The following is an 18273-nucleotide window of genomic DNA, read 5'->3' on the forward strand; positions in this document are numbered from 1 at the left end:
TATACTTTTAATTAATCTCTATAATTTTGCATAGCATTATTTGCTACTGTTGAAGCGCTTTCAATAGCACTTAAAGCCTTTTGTATTTCTTGTTTATTTTGTTGTTTTTCAACAGTATCCATTGCTTGGTTTAGCTCGTTTTTGGCACATTGTAATTGACAACATGCTTCTCTTAATTGTTCTTTTGCATTCTTTTGCATTTATATATCCTCCTAAGTATTTGTTGTAATCTATTTGACTACAAACTTATTATGTATAAATACCTACAGATATATTCTTTAATTTATATTAATTATCAAACCTATCAACTTTAAATAAGTCTATATCTTTAGACTTTTTACCATTATATAAGTCACTTAAAATAAGTCCACCAAGTATAGCAAATAATATACCATTTGCTCCATACCCAAGACAATACCATAGATTTTTATGCTTAGGGTCCGGTCCTATAAATCCTAAATTATCCTTAGTACTTGCAAAACATCCGCAGTACTTATACTCTATTTCCATGTCTTTTAAATGATTAAACATATGTTTCAATCTTTGTTCTAATATATCATATTTTTTCATTGCTAATTTTTCATTTTCAATTTCTGTAAAATCCACATCTTCTCCTCCGATTATAATCCTGTTATCTTTTGTTGTTCTTAGATAATTATATGGATCTTCATTATCTCTTATAAGTATATTATTTTTTAATCCAATGTCATCTTTTATTGGCTTTGTAGCTATATTAAATGTATTAGATTTCGTTGCAAACTTTCTATGTGTAAATAAATCTGTATTATATCCAGTAGCAACTATTACCTTCTTAGCCTTTACTTTATAACCATATGTAGTTTCAACTTCAACAAATTCATCATTATATTGTATTTTTATAGCTTCTGTGTTCTCATATACCTTTAACCCCTTCTCTGTTCCTACTCTTAGTAGTTCATGTGTAAATTTATATGGATCTATTTCTGCTCCACCACTTTTAGATAGTACTCCCGCTTTCAAACTAAAACTGTATGGATTAATATCACCATCTATATACTCTACATCAAATCCATTTTCTTTTCTTATTTCAAACTCATTTTTCATAGCTTTTTTTTCTGTATCTTTATTAGTATATAATAATGTATCTCTTTTTATATAATCAAAATTATTTCCATATTTCATTGTAAATTTTTCTATTTCATCTAATGCATATAATCCTAATTCATACGCTCTTATAACTTTCTCTAACTCCATAACTTCTTTTAGTTCTAATGCATTATCATCTAACTCATACTGAAGTAAGGAAGTGGTTACACTAGTACTTAAGTGCCCCACTCTACTTTTTTCCATTAAAACTGTCTTTATATTGTTTTTTGTAAAATAATAAGAACATATAGCTCCGGTTACTCCTCCTCCCACTATTAAAACATCTGTTTGTATATTATTAGTTAAATAAGGGTATTGCTTAATAACTTTATTTATATTAGTGAATATAGGTTTACCTTTTACATACTCTTGCATAATTTCACTCCTGAACCTAATTTATTTTATATAAAATAGTTTGTCCTTATGAATAATTTAAATACAAGTATTTTATATTTATAATTCTTTGTTTTTATGTTTAATTCTCTATTTTAAATCGCAAAATATTTTTGTCGATTTTTGTCACATTATGCCCGAATAATCATATAATAAATTATCTACAGTAAATCGTTATAATATTGTAGATACAAATTTTATTAATTGAGGTGAAATTATGGGATATTTAAAAAAAGAATCTTATAAAGGACACAATCATTATAAAAAAACAAATTCATATAGTAAAACTTATAGTGAATCTTATCATTATAGCTATAGTGATCCTTATAGCAAATCTTATGACTATAGCTACAGTAAACCATTTAGCGAGTCTTATGATTATAGCTACAGTAGACCATTTAGTGAGTCTTATGATTATAGCTACAGTAAACCTCATAGCGATTCTTATGACTATAGTTACAGTAAACATTACAGTAAATCTTCTCATTACAGCCACAGTAAATAATGTTAATAATAAGTAGCTGTTATCATTATGGATAAATATTATAATCCTGGAGAAATAATAAGTGGATATTCAATTATAAAAATAATTGGTCAAGGAAGATATGGAATAGTATATTTAGTAGAAAACAAAAATTTTGAAAGATATATACTAAAACAACTTAAAAATAATATGTTAGAAGAAACTAAAGAAAAGTTATTTTACGAACAGGAAATATTAAATAAACTAAATGACTCTAGATTTCCTAAATTTATATCTTTAATTGAAGAAGAGATAACAGGATATGTACTAGAATATATAGAAGGTATAGTATTTGAAGATTTATTAATAAGAAAAAATTATAATTTTAGTAAAAAAGAAATTTATAATTTCGCTGACCAACTTTTAGATATTATAGAATTATTGCATAAAAATAATGTAGTCCATAGAGATATTAGACTGCCCAATGTGATATTGAAAAAAAATAAAGAGTTGGTTTTAATAGATTTTGGTCTAGCTAGGTATATAGATAATAAAAAATATGTAAGAGAAATGGATTATTGGTATTTAGGTGATTTCTTAATTCATTTATTTTACACATCCTATTATGAAGAATCAAATGATGAGGAAAAACCTTGGTATGATGAACTAAATTTAGATGAACATGAAAAACTGTTTTTAAAAAAACTTATGGGCATAGAACCTAGCTATATAGATATTGAGTCAATAAGAAACGATCTAAATATTTTAAAAAGCATAACCTAACTTTTAAATATAGACTATATGATTATTATATAATAATCATATAGTCTATACAATTTAAAGCTAAATATGTCAATTTTAGGCGGTGTATATAATGATAAATTCTAATCATATATTGAAAATACACAAAGATACCTTTAGTGCTAACATATATACTATTAAACCATTTAGAATGATTGGTTTAATTGATGTAGATATTGAGTATTATTATGGAATAGAAAAAGTAACATTAGCTTTTTATAGTTCATCTGGAAGTAATAGTGGAAAAATTAAAGGATTATGGTATCCCATAGTTGGAATAAAAACTCAAACCGGAGAATTTAGTGAGTTTACACCATATTTAAATTTTATATTAAAAAATACAACTAAAAATTCTTATGCAAGAAAAGGATGGCTCGCAAAATCCTTGTTTTTTAATAGTAAGTATATAAATAGTTCTAAAATTAGAGGTTTTTCAAATGGAAAATACTATGAATCACTTTTAGAAATAGGAACTACATTAAGAAGTTTATATGAACAAGATAGCTTTAATAATTTAAAATCTTTAGATGCTTATAATTTAAATAAATTGTTAACATCTAATTTGACTTATCCTGGAAATATTTCTACTCAGAGAGAAAATTTCGAAAGGTTTATTCAAGATATATTTAATCAAGTTTAACAACAGAATATTTCTAATCTTATTTTTTACTTATATGATATCACTAGTAGATACATATTACACTTATATATATCTACTAATGGTATTTTTATATATTATACACATTTAAAGACATAAAACTATACTCTATTTATATATATTATTATAAGGAGGTAGTTTATGGATATTAATCAATTAATAGCTATTTTAATATTTTTACTAGTAATGTTAGCTATAATTTCAGAAAAAGCTAACAGAGCTGTTGTAAGTATGGCTGGTGGATTGCTTATGATTTTATTTGGCATATTACCTGCCAAAACAGCACTTAGTCATATTGATTTTAACACTATTGGTGTTCTAATAGGTATGATGCTATTTGTTTCTATTGTCAAAAACTCAGGTCTATTTGAATATATAGCTATTCTTTGCGCAAAAAAATCAGGTGGTAATCCTATAAAAATTATGATTTTATTTATGGTACTAACTGCATTTTTATCAGGGGTTTTAGATAATGTAACTACGGTTTTATTAATAGGACCTATGACAATAGTTATAACACAAATTCTAAAGATTAATCCTACACCATTTTTAATAACTCAAATTTTAGCTTCTAACATTGGAGGAACTGCTACACTAATCGGAGATCCTCCTAATATAATGATAGGTAGTGCTTTTGACCTTAGTTTTTCTGATTTTTTAGTAAATTTAGGTCCAATTGTTATAGTAATACTTATTGTAACTATACTAGCTTTTAAATTTATATATAAAGATGTTCTAGTTTCTTCTAATGATTTGAGTTCTAATATTTCCAATTTAGATGAATCTAGAGCAATAAAGGATAAACCTTTACTTATAAAAAGCTTAATCATGATGTTTTTTATATTATTAGGTTTTATATTCCATAAGGCTATAAATCTTGAATCTAGTGTAGTTGCTCTTACAGGAGCTACTATAATGCTTTTTATCGGCAAGCAAGATGTAGATGAAATTTTATCTAGTATTGAATGGTCTACTATAGCATTTTTCGGAGGACTATTCGTTGTTGTTGGAGGTCTTAGTGAAATTGGGGTAATAGATTTTATTGCAAAATTCTTAATTGATAAAACAGAAGGGAATTTAGCTATAACAATGCTTGCAATCTTATGGTTATCAGCTATAATTTCTGCATTTTTAGATAATATACCATTTGTAGCTACATTAATACCTTTAATATTAACAATGCAGTCTCAAGGAATAGAGGTAACTCCTATAATATGGGCAACTTCCTTAGGTGCTTGCTTAGGTGGCAATGGATCTTTAATAGGTGCTTCTGCAAATATAGTTTTAGCTAATGTAGGAAGTAAAAATGGATATCCTATATCGTTTAAAGATTACTTCAAAATAGGTTTTCCTCTTATGATTTTATCTGTGTTAATTTCTACTTTTTATTTAATAATTATATTTTAATATATTGGAGGTTATTTAATGAGTGCATTAAATAAAGCATATGGAGATACTTTAGAAGCCAGACTTAGATACATTGGGGCTACAAATATAAAAAAAATAAACGGAATACTATATTTTATAGAGTTTGAAATAGCTGATAATCTTCAAGTATCTTATAGCTACAATATAAACTCTAAAAATAAATACTTCTTACAACGAATAAAGCCTTACCCTATACCTGAAGGTATTTTTGAAAAAGAGTTAGAGGTTGTTAGTTTTATTGAAAAAGATATAGAAAAATTCACAAATGCAAAAAACAGTCATAATTTCGACTTATTCTTGTCTCTAACTAAAGAACTTAATACAATATGTTATGATGTTGAAAAGTTATTTTTAAATTACAATATAGATAAAATAGAACTGGATTTATTAAAATTTAAATTAGATGATATTTTATCCTTATTTGAAAAAACAAAAAATAAGTCTCCAAGGATAAAACTATAATATAAAAGGATGTTTTAGGGTTAAATACACGCTCCAAAACATCCTTTTATATTTATTAATTAGATATTTTACTTAAAAATATCCTTTTAAAGCTTTTCATACATAAATCTAAAGTTATAGATATTATAAACCTTGTAGTTGTAAACATAGTTATAGATAATATAACTGATTTTATCAAATAAGCAAAACTAAATGCATTAATTATGCTTAATAATAATATATCAAAACAAGTTGTTATTAGTAGTATATTTATACTCAAATTTAAACTTTTAAGCTTATTTTGATTGCTCATTATAGCCATGTAAACAACAGGAATTATTATCATTGATGTTGACGATATTAAAATAAAAATAAAATCACTTAATCCCATAGCACTTTCTTTTATAGTTTGTAAATATACGTAATAAAAAATTACATTTGCAATCCCTAAATACTTAAAATATATTTGAATAGATTTTTTTAATGTATTTATCATACTATCACCTCTATACAATATATTTTTATATTTTTAATTTATGAAATATAATTTTTTATATTTTCTAAGTATGCTTTTTTAGCATTTGGGTTCTCATTAGCTAAATTATTATTTAGCCACTTGATATTTGACATGCCAACTACGTTTAATGTACCCTTTATTATGGCATTTTCAATAGGGTTTCCTAGTTCATTTTTAATAAAATCTGTGTCAGTCTCCGATGTAGTTATAACCATTCCCGATTTTATATTTATAAGCAATCCTTTTGGTCTTTTGTTTTCTTCTATGAATGCAAATTCTTTCACAAATACTTTATCAAAAAATCCTTTTAATATAGCGGGTACATTATTATGCCATATAGGGAATATAAAAATAATCTCATCACTTTCTTTTAATATAGCTTGATATTTTTTAACTAATGTATCTTTGGTTTCACCTTTAGAATACAAATTCACTTCTTCTTTTGTCATAACAGGATTAAATTTATCTTCATATAAATCTATTACATCATAAATTTTATTCTTACTACTTAGTCCATCAATTACAGAGTTTAATACTTCTTCACTAAAAGAATTTTTTGATGGATTCGATACTATTATTGTAGTACTCATATTAATCATATCCTTTCATTTATAATAATCACTTTTTATTATAAATATTTATATGGTTTTATATTCATATCCTACAATACTTCTACTAAATTATTTCTTGTATTATATAAATCTTTCTTTTTATAAATTATATATCCTATAACCCATCTAATACAAACATCAAATCCCATAGCTACCCAAACCCATTGTATATCTAACCTTGTAAAATATACTATTAATACAGTAAAAGGTACCCTTATTCCCCATATACCTATAGCTGATATTATCATTGGTAATTTGGTATATCCAGAACCTCTAAGAGCTCCATTTATTACACCACCTAAATTTCCTGCTAATTGTATAAGTCCCATAACTATTAAATATTTTGAAGCAATATTTATAAGTTCAATATCATTAGTTAATACAAGCATAAGTTGTTTTGGAAAAAATATTAAAGGTATAGAAGTTATAATCGTAATTATAATCGTTGATTTAAATAATTCTTTCATATATTTTTTACCTAACTCTTCATTCTTAGCCCCTACACATTGACCAACAAATGCAGTCGCTGCTATTGCAAAAGCATTAGACGGCATAAAAGATATAGATTCAGCTTGAAGCCCTAATTGATATGCTGCAAGTGTTGATTCTCCATAATTTAATATTGCTCGAGTTAATATTATAGTTGATAATTGCCAGAAAGAATTTTCTAATGATATAGGTATGCCTATTTTATATATGTTTTTGATTTGATTTATATCTGGCTTTAAGCTTTCCATAAATGATATTAGACTGAATTTAGTTTTTTCTATTTTTTCTCCAAAATAAATATACCCTTTCTTTTTGTTAAACATTAGATATAATCCATAAAAACACGCAATGAAATATCCACTAAAGGTTCCTATTGCAGCCCCTTGAACTCCTAAATTAGGCATATCAAAGTTTCCAAATATAAATAAATACCCTATAACTATGCTAGTTATATTCATAGCCATAACTATTTGCATAGATATTTTAGCTCTATTCATAGATTGCAAAGATGATGTACATATAAGCATTATGCTCATAAAATATAGTGACCAAGATGATGTTTTAAGACATTTAGACGCAATAGTCATTAACTCATTGCTTGGATTAAATATAGATAAAACGAGTTCTGTGTTTAAAAATATAAATTGTTGAATAAAAAAAATTAATATACTAAGACCGAGTATTGTCTGTTTTATTATTTGCTTTATTTCTTTTGTATTTTTAGAGCCATATGCTTGTGCTACAAATACTGCACTACCCATAGTTATACCCCTTAATATTGCCCAGGTTATGTTTATTATTCTGTTACTTAAACTAAATGCACTTATCGATGTTGCATCTAATCTTCCCATCATACCTGTTAAACAAAATCCAGAGGTCATCTGGAGTATACTTTCTATAACTATAGGTAATACCATGATCTGTATAGCTTTTTTTATTTCTTGTTGACTTAAATTAGTCTTAGCTTCCATACTACGACCTCCAATATTCAATTTTACTTTCATTTTATATTATAGCAACATTTAATATTTATGTACTTATACCAATTAATTTATATTTATAATTTTATTATTATACAAAAAAATATAGATATACTAAAAGTAATCTTTAAAATATTATTAATACTTAAATTACTTTTAGTATATCTTAAATTTTTCAACTTATTTTATCTTTATTTTTAGATTTTCTTATGTGTCTTCTATAATTCATCATATCTATAGCTACAAAACTCAACCCTATACCTATTAGTATAGCTCCTAGCATTTCTCCTGTGATAATTCCAACTACTATTCCTATTAGTATACCTGCTGCTATATATATTAGTGATTTGACTTTTTTATTAAACTTTAACTGTAAGTATACTCCCATTCTTGTGTATAAAAAAGCTCCGACAATAAGTCCAACTAAGGATAGTATTATGGTCTCTTGTATATTCCCTAAAGTTAATCCAACTCCAAAACCTATTAATATACATCCAAGTGTTACCATTTACAAGTCTCCTTTATTTGCTTTTATATATTATATGCCTGTACTTTAAGAAAGTTGTTAATTATTATATGTTTAAGAAGTATTTTACATTGGTATTTATTATGTTATACTATTTTTTATGATAGCTTAATTTAAGGAGGTTATTATGTCATTTTTAATTTTAATAATTGGGTTTATTCTGCTTATAAAGGGCGCAGATATATTTGTTGAGGGATCATCTTCTATTGCAAAAAAATTTAATGTTCCACCTATGATAATAGGTCTTACAATTGTTGCAATGGGAACTAGCGCTCCAGAGGCCGCTGTTAGTATATCATCTTCATTAGCTGGACAAAATGATATGAGTATAGCAAATGTTGTTGGTTCTAACTTTTTTAATATACTTGTAGTTTTAGGTGTATCAGCTATTATAGCTAAACTTCCAGTTGAAGAAAATACTATAAAAAAAGACACTCCATTTTTAATATTTATTAGTGCTTTACTTCTTGTTTTAGGATTTAATTTAAATTTAAGTAGACTTGATGGAGTAATTTTTTTAATTTTATTCGCAGTATTTTTAATAAATATGATAAAGTCTAATTTAAATTCAAGATCTAATGAAACATCATCTGGAGAAACAGCAATAGCTATAGAAGTTTCTGAAGAAAAAGAAGCTGTGTCACTTCCTAAAACTTTAGTTTTATGTTTAGTTGGAATAGTGGGAATAGTGTTTGGAGGAGACTTAGTTGTAGACTCTGCAACTAGTATTGCTACTGCTTTTGGTATGAGCGCTAACTTAGTTGGACTTACTATAGTTGCTATGGGGACTTCTCTTCCTGAATTTGTTACATCTGTAATAGCCGTAAAAAAAGGCGAAACAGAAATTGCAATTGGTAATGTTATAGGTTCTAATATATTTAATATATTGCTAGTTTTAGGATTAGCTGCTTTAATACACCCTATGACAATAAGCTTTATAGCTTTAATAGATACTATGTTTATGACAGCTATAACAGTTCTACTATACATATTTATGAAAAAAAATAATTCTCTTAATAGAGTTCACGGTATAATATTCTTAGTTATTTATATTGCTTATATGGTGTATACTATAGTTAGATAATATACGCGAATGTTTAAATTTGAGATGAAATAAAAATAGGACTATTTAAATTAAATAGTCCTATTTTTTATTTCATTCTTTGTATAAATTTAAAGCTTAGTGGATATGCAAAGCTTTTATGCTTATAATAACTTATAATTGCCATTATAAGAATTGCAGCATATATAAGTGTCATTACAGGTAATATGTACACACCTACCTTAACTATACATAAAAGTAAAACTATAAGTTCATATATAACAAATGTTATATAAAAATCCATAAGTTTAGCTCCATTTTCTTTTATAAATTTAGATTCTTTTCCATAAATCTTCCATGTAACAAAAGCTATTATAATCCCAATTATATTTAAAAGCATAACAGCTAAAGTCATAACCATCATGGTAGTGCTTTCGTTTTTAGTACATCTTTGTTCTTCTGTCATATTATTTAGCCCTTTCATAGTAATCTTTACTTCTATATTTTGAACTATATGATTTAAATCGTCAATATTTTGTTTAGTATATTTTTATTTACTATTTTATATTATTTATATATAATTTTTGTAATGACAATTTTATTGGGGAGGATTTATTATGGCGATAGAAATGAATATTAGGGATTTATATAGTGTTGGTGAAAGTTTTGAAAGTTGTGTAGGTAGTGGAACTAAGTCAGAAAGATCTAGAATTCCTAAAAATACTTCTAGAATTAATTTATCTGATAGTTTAATTAATAAAATAGCTAATTATCAAAATAAAGTTAACTGTCTTGTTTCTGGAGAAATATGGTGTCCTGATTTTCAGTTAAATATCTCTGTTTTGAAAAAATTTATGGATCTTAATGATAACTTTGACATATCGGTAATAACTATGGCTAGGGGGAAAAAGTTTTTAAGTGAAATCTTAGGTATTGATAAAGATAGTTTTAAAGGTCCTACTATAGTATTCTTAGATGAAAATTTTAACACTATCGGTATATTTGAGGAAAGACCTAAATCAGTACGTGCTTTTGAAAATTTTGAAGATGTAAAATTGGATTATTATAAAGGCAAGTACTTATTAGATACAGTAAATGATTACTTAGATATTTTGAATATAAAATAGTAATACAAAACTCAATTCATTATAATGAAATTATATTATATAAAAAAGTACTAATGTAATTAAATTACATTAGTACTTTTTGCTTCAAAATTAATATCTAAATTTGTCTGAGTGCTATTTTTTATTCTTTCTTTAGCCTTTTTAAGTATTATAGTAGATATAATAAGGACTATTAGTTCTGACACTAATGTAGCAAACCATATTCCAGTTCCTCCAAATATAGAAGTCATAATAATTAAGCTTAAAGTTATTATAACCAACCCTCTTCCAAGAGATATTATACTTGCATGTATTGCTTTACCTGTTGCTACACAAAACCCTGATATTATCACGTTATAACCCATTATCAAGTATGCTAAAGAAGATATTCTTAAAGTCTTTACGGTATAGTTAAATAAGCCAATATCTGTTTTATCTATAAACATAGATACTATTTGATTTGCAAATATTATAACTATAAAAAATGCTATTATTGAAGACTTTTTTATATATCTTAAACTCATTTTTAAAAGTTCAAGCACCGATTTATTGTCTTCTTTACCATAATAGTAACTACATATTGGTTGTAGTCCTTGAGATATTCCAAGCATAGTAGTTAGTACTAATGTAGTTATATAACATATAACACTATAACTTACTAATGCATTTTCTCCTATTAATCTTAATATACTTTGATTAAATAAAAGTATAACTACAGCTAAACTAGCTTCGGTCATAGAATCTGGTATTCCTATTACTGCTATTTTTCTTATAAAACTAAGTTCAAACTTAAATTTACAAAATCTTAATTTCCCTTTTTTTCTTAAAAAATGAGTCATAAAAAATGATACTGAAAATACTCTGGCGATTCCAGTAGCTAATGCTGCACCTTCAACTCCCCATCCCCATTTTATTACAAATATATAGTCAAGCACTATATTAGTTATAGCCGAAATAATAACGCCTATTGTAGATAAATGAGGATATCCATCACATTTAATTAGTAGTTCTAGTCCATAGGATACTAGATAAAAAGTTACAAATATTATAATGTTCCCTAAATATCCTTTCACTAATGGTAATGTTGTATCTGTTGCACCTAGAAATAAAGCTATTTTTTCTAAATTTGATAGACTAAATATAATAATAAAAATAGATATAATAGCTAATAAGACAGTGTTAAAAGTAAAATACTCACTTGCCTTTTTATTATCACCTTTTCCTAGAGTCATCGATACTATAGTTGATGCTCCAGTTGATAATAGTACTGATATTGCAAATAGTGTATTTATAAACGGTGTAGATATATTTACAGCTGCCAGCGCTTCACTTCCTACCCCTCTACTTACAAAAGCACCATCTACCATTGAATATAAAGAAAATACCCACATAGATGCTACTGATGGTATTACATATTGTTTAAATTGAGTTCTTAAGCTTTTAGTATTATCCATAATATTCCTCTCCTTCCACTTATATAAGATAAACTATGGTATAATACTCAAGTCAACACTTTTTATATTTTATTTTTAATAGGGGTGATTTTATGAAGAGAAAATACTATAAAACAGGCGAATTATCAAATATTTATAACTTAGGGAGAGATTCTCTTAAGTATTATGAAAAACTCGGTCTTTTAAAACCTGGAAGAGATACAAATTCTTATAGAATGTATACAGTTAATGATGTATGTAATTTAAATTTAATAAAGGAACTTCGAAGTCTTGATTTTTCTATGCAGAAAATAAAAGAGTATCTAGAAAATAGAAATGTTGATACTACAAAAAAAATGCTAAATGATGAAATAAAATTTATAGATAAAAAGTTAGAAGAATTAACAGCTCATAAGGAAAGTTTAATAAAAAGATTAAGCTCTATAAACAATACTATAGATCATACTAACTTCAATAGAATAGAGCTCTTATATATGAATAAAAGAAAAGTTCTTACTGTTAACTCTAATGTTACTTTTGATGAAAATGTAGATTACCTTATCCAAAGGTTGAATGAAAAATTTGATGATAAGTTTTATGTTTTAGGTAATAGTAATTTTGGAGCTGTATTTGACACCAAAAGTGTTTCTAAGGGTATTTATAATAATTATAAATACATATTTTGTTTATTAGATGATGATGCTGATAATTATACTTATACAATAGATGAGGGATATTATGTAACATATACTTATAGGGGAGATTATAAACAATCCGGAAAAATTTTTCCTATGCTTTTTAAATTCATAGAATCTAATAATTATACAATTTTAGGAGATCCATTAGAAATATATAAGATAGATGTATATGAAACGTCAATAGAAGCTGAGTATGTTACTCAGGTTCAAATTCCGGTTAAACTATTAAGTGATTTAAGCGAATTTTAAAAGGAGCTATCTATTTGATAGCTCCTCTTGTTTATGGAATTATAGTATCAATTCCATTAATATATTGTTCTTCTTCTATTGAAGATATCGAACTTAAATTTATATATACTCCATCATTTAGTTCAATTAACTTACAAGGTAATTCTTTATTTGAAGTTAAGTGATTCTTTAAAACATTTTCTATAAAATCATTTACATGTTTATAGTTAGCTTCATACTCACTTCCATCTTTCATCATAACTTTTATCATTGTTGTCTTCTCCTTCTTGATGTTTAATTATTATCTACTCTTATATCTATAGTTTCTTCATTTGAATCTATAATTATATGGTCTCCATTATTTATTCTACCTGCAATTATCATTTTAGCTATTTTAGTTTCTAATACATTTCCTATATATCTCTTAAGTGGTCTTGCTCCATATATAGGGTCGTATCCTTCATTTATTAATATATCTTTAGCTCCATCTGTTATGCTTAAAGTTATACGTCTATCTTGTAGTCTTCTTCTTAAGTCATTTAAGAATATATCTATTATTCTTCTTATACCTTCTTTATCAAGAGGTTTAAACATTATTATGTCATCAACTCTATTTAAAAACTCAGGTTTAAATCTTCTCTTCATTTCATTCATTACAAGTTCTTTAGTATCTTCTGGTATAACACCTTCACATTCTAATAAATATGAACTACCTATATTTGAAGTCATAATTATTATAGTATTTTTAAAGTCTACTGTTTTACCTTTATTATCAGTAAGTCTACCATCATCTAATATCTGAAGGAATAAATTAAATACATCTTCATGTGCTTTTTCTATTTCATCAAATAATAATACAGAATATGGATTTCTTCTAACAGCTTCTGTTAACTGTCCACCTTCTTCATATCCAACATATCCAGGAGGAGGTCCTATAAGTCTAGAAACTGCGTGTTTTTCCATATATTCAGACATATCTATTCTTATTATATTCTCCTCACTATCAAATAAGTTTCTAGCTAATGTTTTTGCAAGTTCTGTTTTACCAACTCCTGTAGGTCCTAAGAATATAAATGAACCTATTGGTTTATTTTCATCTGTAAGTCCTGCTCTATGACGAATGACAGCATTACTTACAGCTGTAACAGCTTCATCTTGTCCTATAACACGAGTTTTAAGTTCATCTTCTAATCTTAATAATTTCTCTTTTTCACTTTCAACTAATTTAGTTACAGGTATATTTGTCCATTTAGCTACAATTTGAGCTATTTCATCTTCAGTTACTTCTTCTTTTAATAATGATGTTTCATTGTCAGATTCCATTTGATCTTCAGCTTCTTTAATATCTCTTTCTAGAGTTGGAATTACTCCATACTTAAGTTCTGCAGCTCTATTTAAATCATATTCTCTTTCATATCTCTCTACATCGCCTCTAGCTTCATCTAATCTAGCCTTTAAATTTCTAATATTCATTATATGAGATTTTTCTTTTTCATATATAGCTGTTAAGTCGTCATTTTTAACTTTTAACTCGGCAAGTTCATCTTGAAGTCTTTCAAGTCTTCTTTTACTTGCTTCATCATCTTCTTTTAATAGAGCTTCTCTTTCTGTTTCTAATGTAAATATTTTTCTTCTTACAATATCAAGTTCTGTTGGTAATGAATCTATCTCACTACGTATCATTGCACTAGCTTCGTCTATTAAGTCTATAGCTTTATCTGGTAAGTATCTATCTTGTATATATCTATCAGATAATTTAGCCGCTGCAACTATAGCTGAGTCATGTATTCTTATACCATGATGTATCTCAAATTTTTCTTTAAGTCCACGAAGTATAGATACTGTATCACTTACACTAGGTTCATCAGCTATAACTGGCTGGAATCTTCTTTCTAGCGCTTTATCTTTTTCTATATATTGTCTATATTCATCAAAAGTTGTTGCACCTATACAGTTTAATTCTCCACGTGCAAGCATAGGTTTTATTAAGTTACCTGCATCCATTGCCCCATCGGTTTTTCCAGCTCCAACTATTGTATGTATTTCATCTATAAATAGAATTATTTTACCTTCTGCACCTTGAACTTCTTTTAATACAGCTTTTAATCTTTCTTCAAATTCTCCTCTATATTTAGCACCTGCTATTAATGAACCCATATCAAGTGCAAATATTACTTTATCTTTTAACCCTTCTGGTACATCTCCTCTTACTATTCTTTCTGCCAATCCTTCTACTATAGCAGTTTTACCAACCCCAGGTTCTCCTATTAAAACCGGATTATTCTTAGTTCTTCTTGAAAGAATTCTTATAACTCTTCTTATTTCTTCATCACGCCCTATAACTGGGTCTAATTTATTTTTTTGAGCTAACTTTATTAAATTTGTACCATATCTAGCTAGCGCATCATAAGTTCCTTCTGGATCTTGTGTTTCAACTCTTTGATTTCCTCTAACTTTTGATAATACTTCTAAAAAATTATTTTTAGTTATATTAAATTCTTTAAATATTTTACCTATATTAGAATGTTTTTCTAACTCAATTAAAGCTAAAAATACATGCTCTACGCTTATATACAAATCATTAAATTCTTTAGAAATCTCTTCTGATTTAATTAATACTTCATTTAATTTTCTTGTAGCTACCACACCTTGTGAACTAGCTGCCTCACCTTGTACTTGAGGTAGTTTTAAAAGTTCAGTTTTTACACTTGCTTTTAGGCCTTCAACAGAAATTCCCATCTTTTCTATTATTCTAGGTATTAATCCATCTTCTTGGTCTATTAATGCATAAAGTAAATGTATTGTATCTACTTGTTGATTATGATTTCTAACAGCTTCGCTAAAAGCATCATTTAAGCTTTTTTGGACTCTTTGTGTCATTTTATCTGCTTCCATAAAAAACTCCTCCAAACTTTTAATTTTTAATTATGCTATGATTATACCTCTTCATATTTTATCTAAACATTATTTATCAATGTAAATATATTCTTATTTTTCTTTAATTTATGAAAATTTTTATCTTTAAATAATTTATCTTATATTTATCTATTTTCTAATATATTATTTACATTGTTTTATGTTATAATTCAAATAGAAAACGTTATTTATACGACTTTGGAGGATATGTATGATAGTATATGAAAATAAAAAAATTATAAATTCAACACCAAATAAAATATTTGATGTATTTTTAGATAATGCAAAAGGTACATTTAATAAAATAAATTTTAAAAATCCAGTTGGCTCTAAAACTACAAAAGAAGTTAAAAGAGATTCTAAAGGTAAAAAAATATCTAAATCTATTCTTGAAATTACAGATTTTAAAAAAGATAAGATTTACGAAATAACTTTTAAAACAGAAGGACAAGTATTTATATCTAGATATGTTCTAAATAAAATATCTGATAATGAAACTGAACTTATTTCTATAGAAAAATTTATAAATAATAATAATCCTAATAAAATTTTAGATTCTTTAACTAAATTTTTCTATTCTGCAAAAGTAAAAAAAAGATTTAAATACATAGTAATTGATATTGAATCTAAAGTAAAAAAAGTGGATGCTTCTCAGTAAGCATCCACTTTTTAAGCATATATATCAGAAAATTCAACTTCTATTTTTTGAACAAATTTTTCTTTTAAGCTATTTTCATCTAATAAATTAACTTTATCACTATATGTATTGTTAGGTATATTTACAATAAACTCACTACCTATTCCTAATTTACTTTTTACGTCAACACTACCACCATGTAGTTCAGCCAATGTTTTTACTAATGAAAGTCCTATTCCACTTCCAACTTTATTATCAATATTTTTTTGATCAACCTGCTTAAACTTATCAAATACTTTATATAAATCCTTTTCAGGTATTCCAATACCTCCATCTTTAACTCTTATTTGTATATTATCGCTTAAATCTTTAACAAATACTTCTATACTTTTTCCACTACTATTGAATTTTAATGCATTTGATAAAAGATTTAAAACAATTCTCTCCATTTTATCTAAATCAAATCCTATAATTTTTTCTTCTACATCTGTATCAAATACAATGTTCATTTCTTTTTGATTTGCAAAATCACTAACGGATTCACAAATACTTTCAACGAAGTTTACTATGTCATAATTTTGTGGGTTAAATTCTATATTCTGGTATGTAAATTTAGTGGAGTCTATAAGGTTATCTACTAGTTTTAGTAATCTATATCCGTTTTGTTTTATTATATTTAGATATTTATCATCTTTAATTTTAGTTTTATTATTTATAATTTCATATCTATGATTTAGCATTTGAACTGAGCTGAATATGAGATTTAATGGAGTTCTTAATTCGTGAGCTACATTAGCTAATGATTCTGATCTAGCTTTTTCTATTTCTTCTTCACATTTTTTTCTTTCATTAATATTTCTGGATATTCCAACTATACCTAATACTTCTCCTTCTTCTGATATTATAGGTGTTTTTACAGTTTCTAAATTTATTAGTTTTCCATTTTTTAGTATAACTTTATCATAATAAGTTTTTTCAGTTTTAGATTTCATAACTTCTAAATCTTGTACTCTATAAATATTGGAATATTCATCAATTACAGGTATATCTTTTGTCGTTTTTCCAATTATTTCACTTTTATCTAATTCTACCAATTCTTCTGCATAACTTTTATTACAGCTTATTATTCTACTATCTACATCCTTATAAAATATATAATCCGATATTGTGTCTCCTAATAATTGAATAGCATTTATTTTCTTAGTTTCATTATTCTCTACAAACCACATTATATAATTATTTTCATCAACTAAGGATATTGATATTGTATACCACCCTCCTAGATATGGTATATATAAATTTTTATCTTCTTTTCCATACTTCAAGTTCTTATTTAAAATGCATGGAATTAATTCTTTTATACTTTTGTCTTTTATATCTCCAGATCTGATGTTTAATAAGTTACAACCTTTATCATTTAAGTCTTTTATTATAAAGTCTTTTATTATTTTATTTTCATCTTTTATAGCCCTACCATATACATATGGTAGAGGACATTCATTTAATATTTCACTATAAAGTTCGAATTCCAAAATACTCCCACCCCTAATAAAAATACTCTATTTAAATTATAACAAAGTTGTTTCTAGATTTCATTATTAAATTGTTAATATTGTTAATATTGTTTATAATTTGTTAATAACTTTGTGGATTACTTATATGTAATTATTTTTTATAATTTAAATTTAATATAAATTTTGTTTTTTATATTAAGTAATCGTTTTCTGATTATATTTTTCACTATAAATGTAAGAAATTAACTCCTAGTCCTTTATTTTTTT

The 18273-nt window shown here is 25.9% G+C and carries 20 protein-coding genes; 8 read left to right on the forward strand and 12 right to left on the reverse strand.

What is annotated here, in order from left to right; genetic code table 11:
- Positions 1-11: 11 nt before the first annotated feature.
- The 3 genes from ACEXNK_RS01590 to ACEXNK_RS01600 form a co-directional block, all read right to left on the reverse strand.
- Entirely contained in the window at positions 12-200 is a 189-nt protein-coding gene (locus tag ACEXNK_RS01590) for a hypothetical protein (RefSeq protein WP_373600879.1), read from the reverse strand.
- Positions 201-288: 88 nt separating this feature from the next.
- Positions 289-1500, reverse strand: a complete 1212-nt coding sequence (locus ACEXNK_RS01595) for an NAD(P)/FAD-dependent oxidoreductase (RefSeq protein ID WP_373600878.1) — start codon at positions 1498-1500, stop codon at positions 289-291.
- Between the two features lie 292 nt (positions 1501-1792).
- On the reverse strand, positions 1793-2005 hold the full coding sequence (locus tag ACEXNK_RS01600) for a hypothetical protein (protein WP_373601530.1): 213 nt from the start codon (positions 2003-2005) through the stop codon (positions 1793-1795).
- A 45-nt stretch (positions 2006-2050) separates the two neighbouring features.
- Here ACEXNK_RS01600 and ACEXNK_RS01605 point away from each other — a divergent pair, with 45 nt between their 5' ends.
- The 4 genes from ACEXNK_RS01605 to ACEXNK_RS01620 all read left to right on the forward strand — a co-directional run bounded on the left by ACEXNK_RS01605 (position 2051) and on the right by ACEXNK_RS01620 (position 5330).
- A complete protein-coding gene (locus ACEXNK_RS01605) occupies positions 2051-2764 on the forward strand; it encodes a protein kinase family protein (protein ID WP_373600876.1) in 714 nt (237 codons plus the stop codon).
- A 91-nt stretch (positions 2765-2855) separates the two neighbouring features.
- Complete coding sequence (locus ACEXNK_RS01610) at positions 2856-3422, forward strand: hypothetical protein (RefSeq protein WP_373600875.1); 567 nt, start codon at positions 2856-2858, stop codon at positions 3420-3422.
- Positions 3423-3581: 159 nt separating this feature from the next.
- A complete protein-coding gene (locus ACEXNK_RS01615) occupies positions 3582-4847 on the forward strand; it encodes an ArsB/NhaD family transporter (RefSeq protein WP_373600874.1) in 1266 nt (421 codons plus the stop codon).
- Positions 4848-4865: 18 nt separating this feature from the next.
- A complete protein-coding gene (locus ACEXNK_RS01620; protein WP_373600873.1) occupies positions 4866-5330 on the forward strand; it encodes a hypothetical protein in 465 nt (154 codons plus the stop codon).
- A gap of 55 nt (positions 5331-5385) precedes the next feature.
- Here the strand turns inward: ACEXNK_RS01620 and ACEXNK_RS01625 are convergent, their stop codons facing one another.
- The 4 genes from ACEXNK_RS01625 to ACEXNK_RS01640 all read right to left on the reverse strand — a co-directional run bounded on the left by ACEXNK_RS01625 (position 5386) and on the right by ACEXNK_RS01640 (position 8414).
- A complete protein-coding gene (locus tag ACEXNK_RS01625) occupies positions 5386-5805 on the reverse strand; it encodes a hypothetical protein (RefSeq protein WP_373601531.1) in 420 nt (139 codons plus the stop codon).
- A 38-nt stretch (positions 5806-5843) separates the two neighbouring features.
- Complete coding sequence (locus ACEXNK_RS01630; protein WP_373600871.1) at positions 5844-6416, reverse strand: NAD(P)H-dependent oxidoreductase; 573 nt, start codon at positions 6414-6416, stop codon at positions 5844-5846.
- A gap of 71 nt (positions 6417-6487) precedes the next feature.
- A complete protein-coding gene (locus ACEXNK_RS01635; protein ID WP_373600870.1) occupies positions 6488-7897 on the reverse strand; it encodes an MATE family efflux transporter in 1410 nt (469 codons plus the stop codon).
- Positions 7898-8081: 184 nt separating this feature from the next.
- Positions 8082-8414 (reverse strand): hypothetical protein, encoded by a 333-nt coding sequence (locus ACEXNK_RS01640; RefSeq protein WP_373600869.1) that lies wholly within the window; start codon positions 8412-8414, stop codon positions 8082-8084.
- Positions 8415-8559: 145 nt separating this feature from the next.
- Between ACEXNK_RS01640 and ACEXNK_RS01645 the strand changes: the two genes are divergently transcribed.
- Positions 8560-9516, forward strand: a complete 957-nt coding sequence (locus tag ACEXNK_RS01645) for a calcium/sodium antiporter (RefSeq protein WP_373600868.1) — start codon at positions 8560-8562, stop codon at positions 9514-9516.
- Positions 9517-9583: 67 nt separating this feature from the next.
- On the opposite strand, the gene ACEXNK_RS01650 is transcribed toward ACEXNK_RS01645, so the two are convergent.
- Positions 9584-9940 (reverse strand): DUF4870 domain-containing protein, encoded by a 357-nt coding sequence (locus ACEXNK_RS01650; protein ID WP_373601532.1) that lies wholly within the window; start codon positions 9938-9940, stop codon positions 9584-9586.
- Positions 9941-10091: 151 nt separating this feature from the next.
- Between ACEXNK_RS01650 and ACEXNK_RS01655 the strand changes: the two genes are divergently transcribed.
- Positions 10092-10601 (forward strand): thioredoxin family protein, encoded by a 510-nt coding sequence (locus ACEXNK_RS01655; RefSeq protein ID WP_373600866.1) that lies wholly within the window; start codon positions 10092-10094, stop codon positions 10599-10601.
- 59 nt (positions 10602-10660) lie between these two features.
- Here the strand turns inward: ACEXNK_RS01655 and ACEXNK_RS01660 are convergent, their stop codons facing one another.
- Positions 10661-12034 carry an MATE family efflux transporter gene (locus ACEXNK_RS01660; RefSeq protein ID WP_373600865.1) on the reverse strand — a complete coding sequence of 458 codons (1374 nt, stop codon included), beginning with the start codon at positions 12032-12034 and terminating at the stop codon, positions 10661-10663.
- Positions 12035-12126: 92 nt separating this feature from the next.
- Between ACEXNK_RS01660 and ACEXNK_RS01665 the strand changes: the two genes are divergently transcribed.
- Positions 12127-12960 (forward strand): MerR family transcriptional regulator, encoded by an 834-nt coding sequence (locus tag ACEXNK_RS01665; protein WP_373600864.1) that lies wholly within the window; start codon positions 12127-12129, stop codon positions 12958-12960.
- Positions 12961-12991: 31 nt separating this feature from the next.
- Here ACEXNK_RS01665 and ACEXNK_RS01670 read toward each other — a convergent pair whose 3' ends face one another.
- Together ACEXNK_RS01670 and clpB are read right to left on the reverse strand one after the other, a co-directional pair.
- Complete coding sequence (locus ACEXNK_RS01670) at positions 12992-13210, reverse strand: hypothetical protein (RefSeq protein WP_373600863.1); 219 nt, start codon at positions 13208-13210, stop codon at positions 12992-12994.
- A 23-nt stretch (positions 13211-13233) separates the two neighbouring features.
- On the reverse strand, positions 13234-15834 hold the full coding sequence (gene clpB / locus ACEXNK_RS01675) for an ATP-dependent chaperone ClpB (protein WP_373600862.1): 2601 nt from the start codon (positions 15832-15834) through the stop codon (positions 13234-13236).
- 232 nt (positions 15835-16066) lie between these two features.
- On the opposite strand from clpB, the gene ACEXNK_RS01680 reads away from it, so the two are divergent.
- Positions 16067-16513, forward strand: coding sequence for a DUF3284 domain-containing protein (locus ACEXNK_RS01680; protein WP_373600861.1), 447 nt, complete (start codon positions 16067-16069; stop codon positions 16511-16513).
- 11 nt (positions 16514-16524) lie between these two features.
- Here the strand turns inward: ACEXNK_RS01680 and ACEXNK_RS01685 are convergent, their stop codons facing one another.
- Complete coding sequence (locus tag ACEXNK_RS01685; RefSeq protein ID WP_373600860.1) at positions 16525-18024, reverse strand: PAS domain-containing sensor histidine kinase; 1500 nt, start codon at positions 18022-18024, stop codon at positions 16525-16527.
- Between the last annotated feature and the right edge of the window lie 249 nt (positions 18025-18273).

The sequence above is a fragment of the Paraclostridium bifermentans genome (assembly GCF_964259345.1).
Taxonomy (GTDB): domain Bacteria; phylum Bacillota; class Clostridia; order Peptostreptococcales; family Peptostreptococcaceae; genus Paraclostridium; species Paraclostridium bifermentans_B.

Bases quoted from the DNA above. Each gene is read 5' to 3' on its own strand.
- ACEXNK_RS01590 (WP_373600879.1), bottom strand. From the start codon at position 200: ATGCAAAAGAATGCAAAAGAACAATTAAGAGAAGCATGTTGTCAATTA.
- ACEXNK_RS01595 (WP_373600878.1), bottom strand. From the start codon at position 1,500: ATGCAAGAGTATGTAAAAGGTAAACCTATATTCACTAATATAAATAAA.
- ACEXNK_RS01600 (WP_373601530.1), bottom strand. From the start codon at position 2,005: ATGAGAAGATTTACTGTAATGTTTACTGTAACTATAGTCATAAGAATC.
- ACEXNK_RS01605 (WP_373600876.1), top strand. From the start codon at position 2,051: ATGGATAAATATTATAATCCTGGAGAAATAATAAGTGGATATTCAATT.
- ACEXNK_RS01610 (WP_373600875.1), top strand. From the start codon at position 2,856: ATGATAAATTCTAATCATATATTGAAAATACACAAAGATACCTTTAGT.
- ACEXNK_RS01615 (WP_373600874.1), top strand. From the start codon at position 3,582: ATGGATATTAATCAATTAATAGCTATTTTAATATTTTTACTAGTAATG.
- ACEXNK_RS01620 (WP_373600873.1), top strand. From the start codon at position 4,866: ATGAGTGCATTAAATAAAGCATATGGAGATACTTTAGAAGCCAGACTT.
- ACEXNK_RS01625 (WP_373601531.1), bottom strand. From the start codon at position 5,805: ATGATAAATACATTAAAAAAATCTATTCAAATATATTTTAAGTATTTA.
- ACEXNK_RS01630 (WP_373600871.1), bottom strand. From the start codon at position 6,416: ATGAGTACTACAATAATAGTATCGAATCCATCAAAAAATTCTTTTAGT.
- ACEXNK_RS01635 (WP_373600870.1), bottom strand. From the start codon at position 7,897: ATGGAAGCTAAGACTAATTTAAGTCAACAAGAAATAAAAAAAGCTATA.
- ACEXNK_RS01640 (WP_373600869.1), bottom strand. From the start codon at position 8,414: ATGGTAACACTTGGATGTATATTAATAGGTTTTGGAGTTGGATTAACT.
- ACEXNK_RS01645 (WP_373600868.1), top strand. From the start codon at position 8,560: ATGTCATTTTTAATTTTAATAATTGGGTTTATTCTGCTTATAAAGGGC.
- ACEXNK_RS01650 (WP_373601532.1), bottom strand. From the start codon at position 9,940: ATGACAGAAGAACAAAGATGTACTAAAAACGAAAGCACTACCATGATG.
- ACEXNK_RS01655 (WP_373600866.1), top strand. From the start codon at position 10,092: ATGGCGATAGAAATGAATATTAGGGATTTATATAGTGTTGGTGAAAGT.
- ACEXNK_RS01660 (WP_373600865.1), bottom strand. From the start codon at position 12,034: ATGGATAATACTAAAAGCTTAAGAACTCAATTTAAACAATATGTAATA.
- ACEXNK_RS01665 (WP_373600864.1), top strand. From the start codon at position 12,127: ATGAAGAGAAAATACTATAAAACAGGCGAATTATCAAATATTTATAAC.
- ACEXNK_RS01670 (WP_373600863.1), bottom strand. From the start codon at position 13,210: ATGATAAAAGTTATGATGAAAGATGGAAGTGAGTATGAAGCTAACTAT.
- clpB (WP_373600862.1), bottom strand. From the start codon at position 15,834: ATGGAAGCAGATAAAATGACACAAAGAGTCCAAAAAAGCTTAAATGAT.
- ACEXNK_RS01680 (WP_373600861.1), top strand. From the start codon at position 16,067: ATGATAGTATATGAAAATAAAAAAATTATAAATTCAACACCAAATAAA.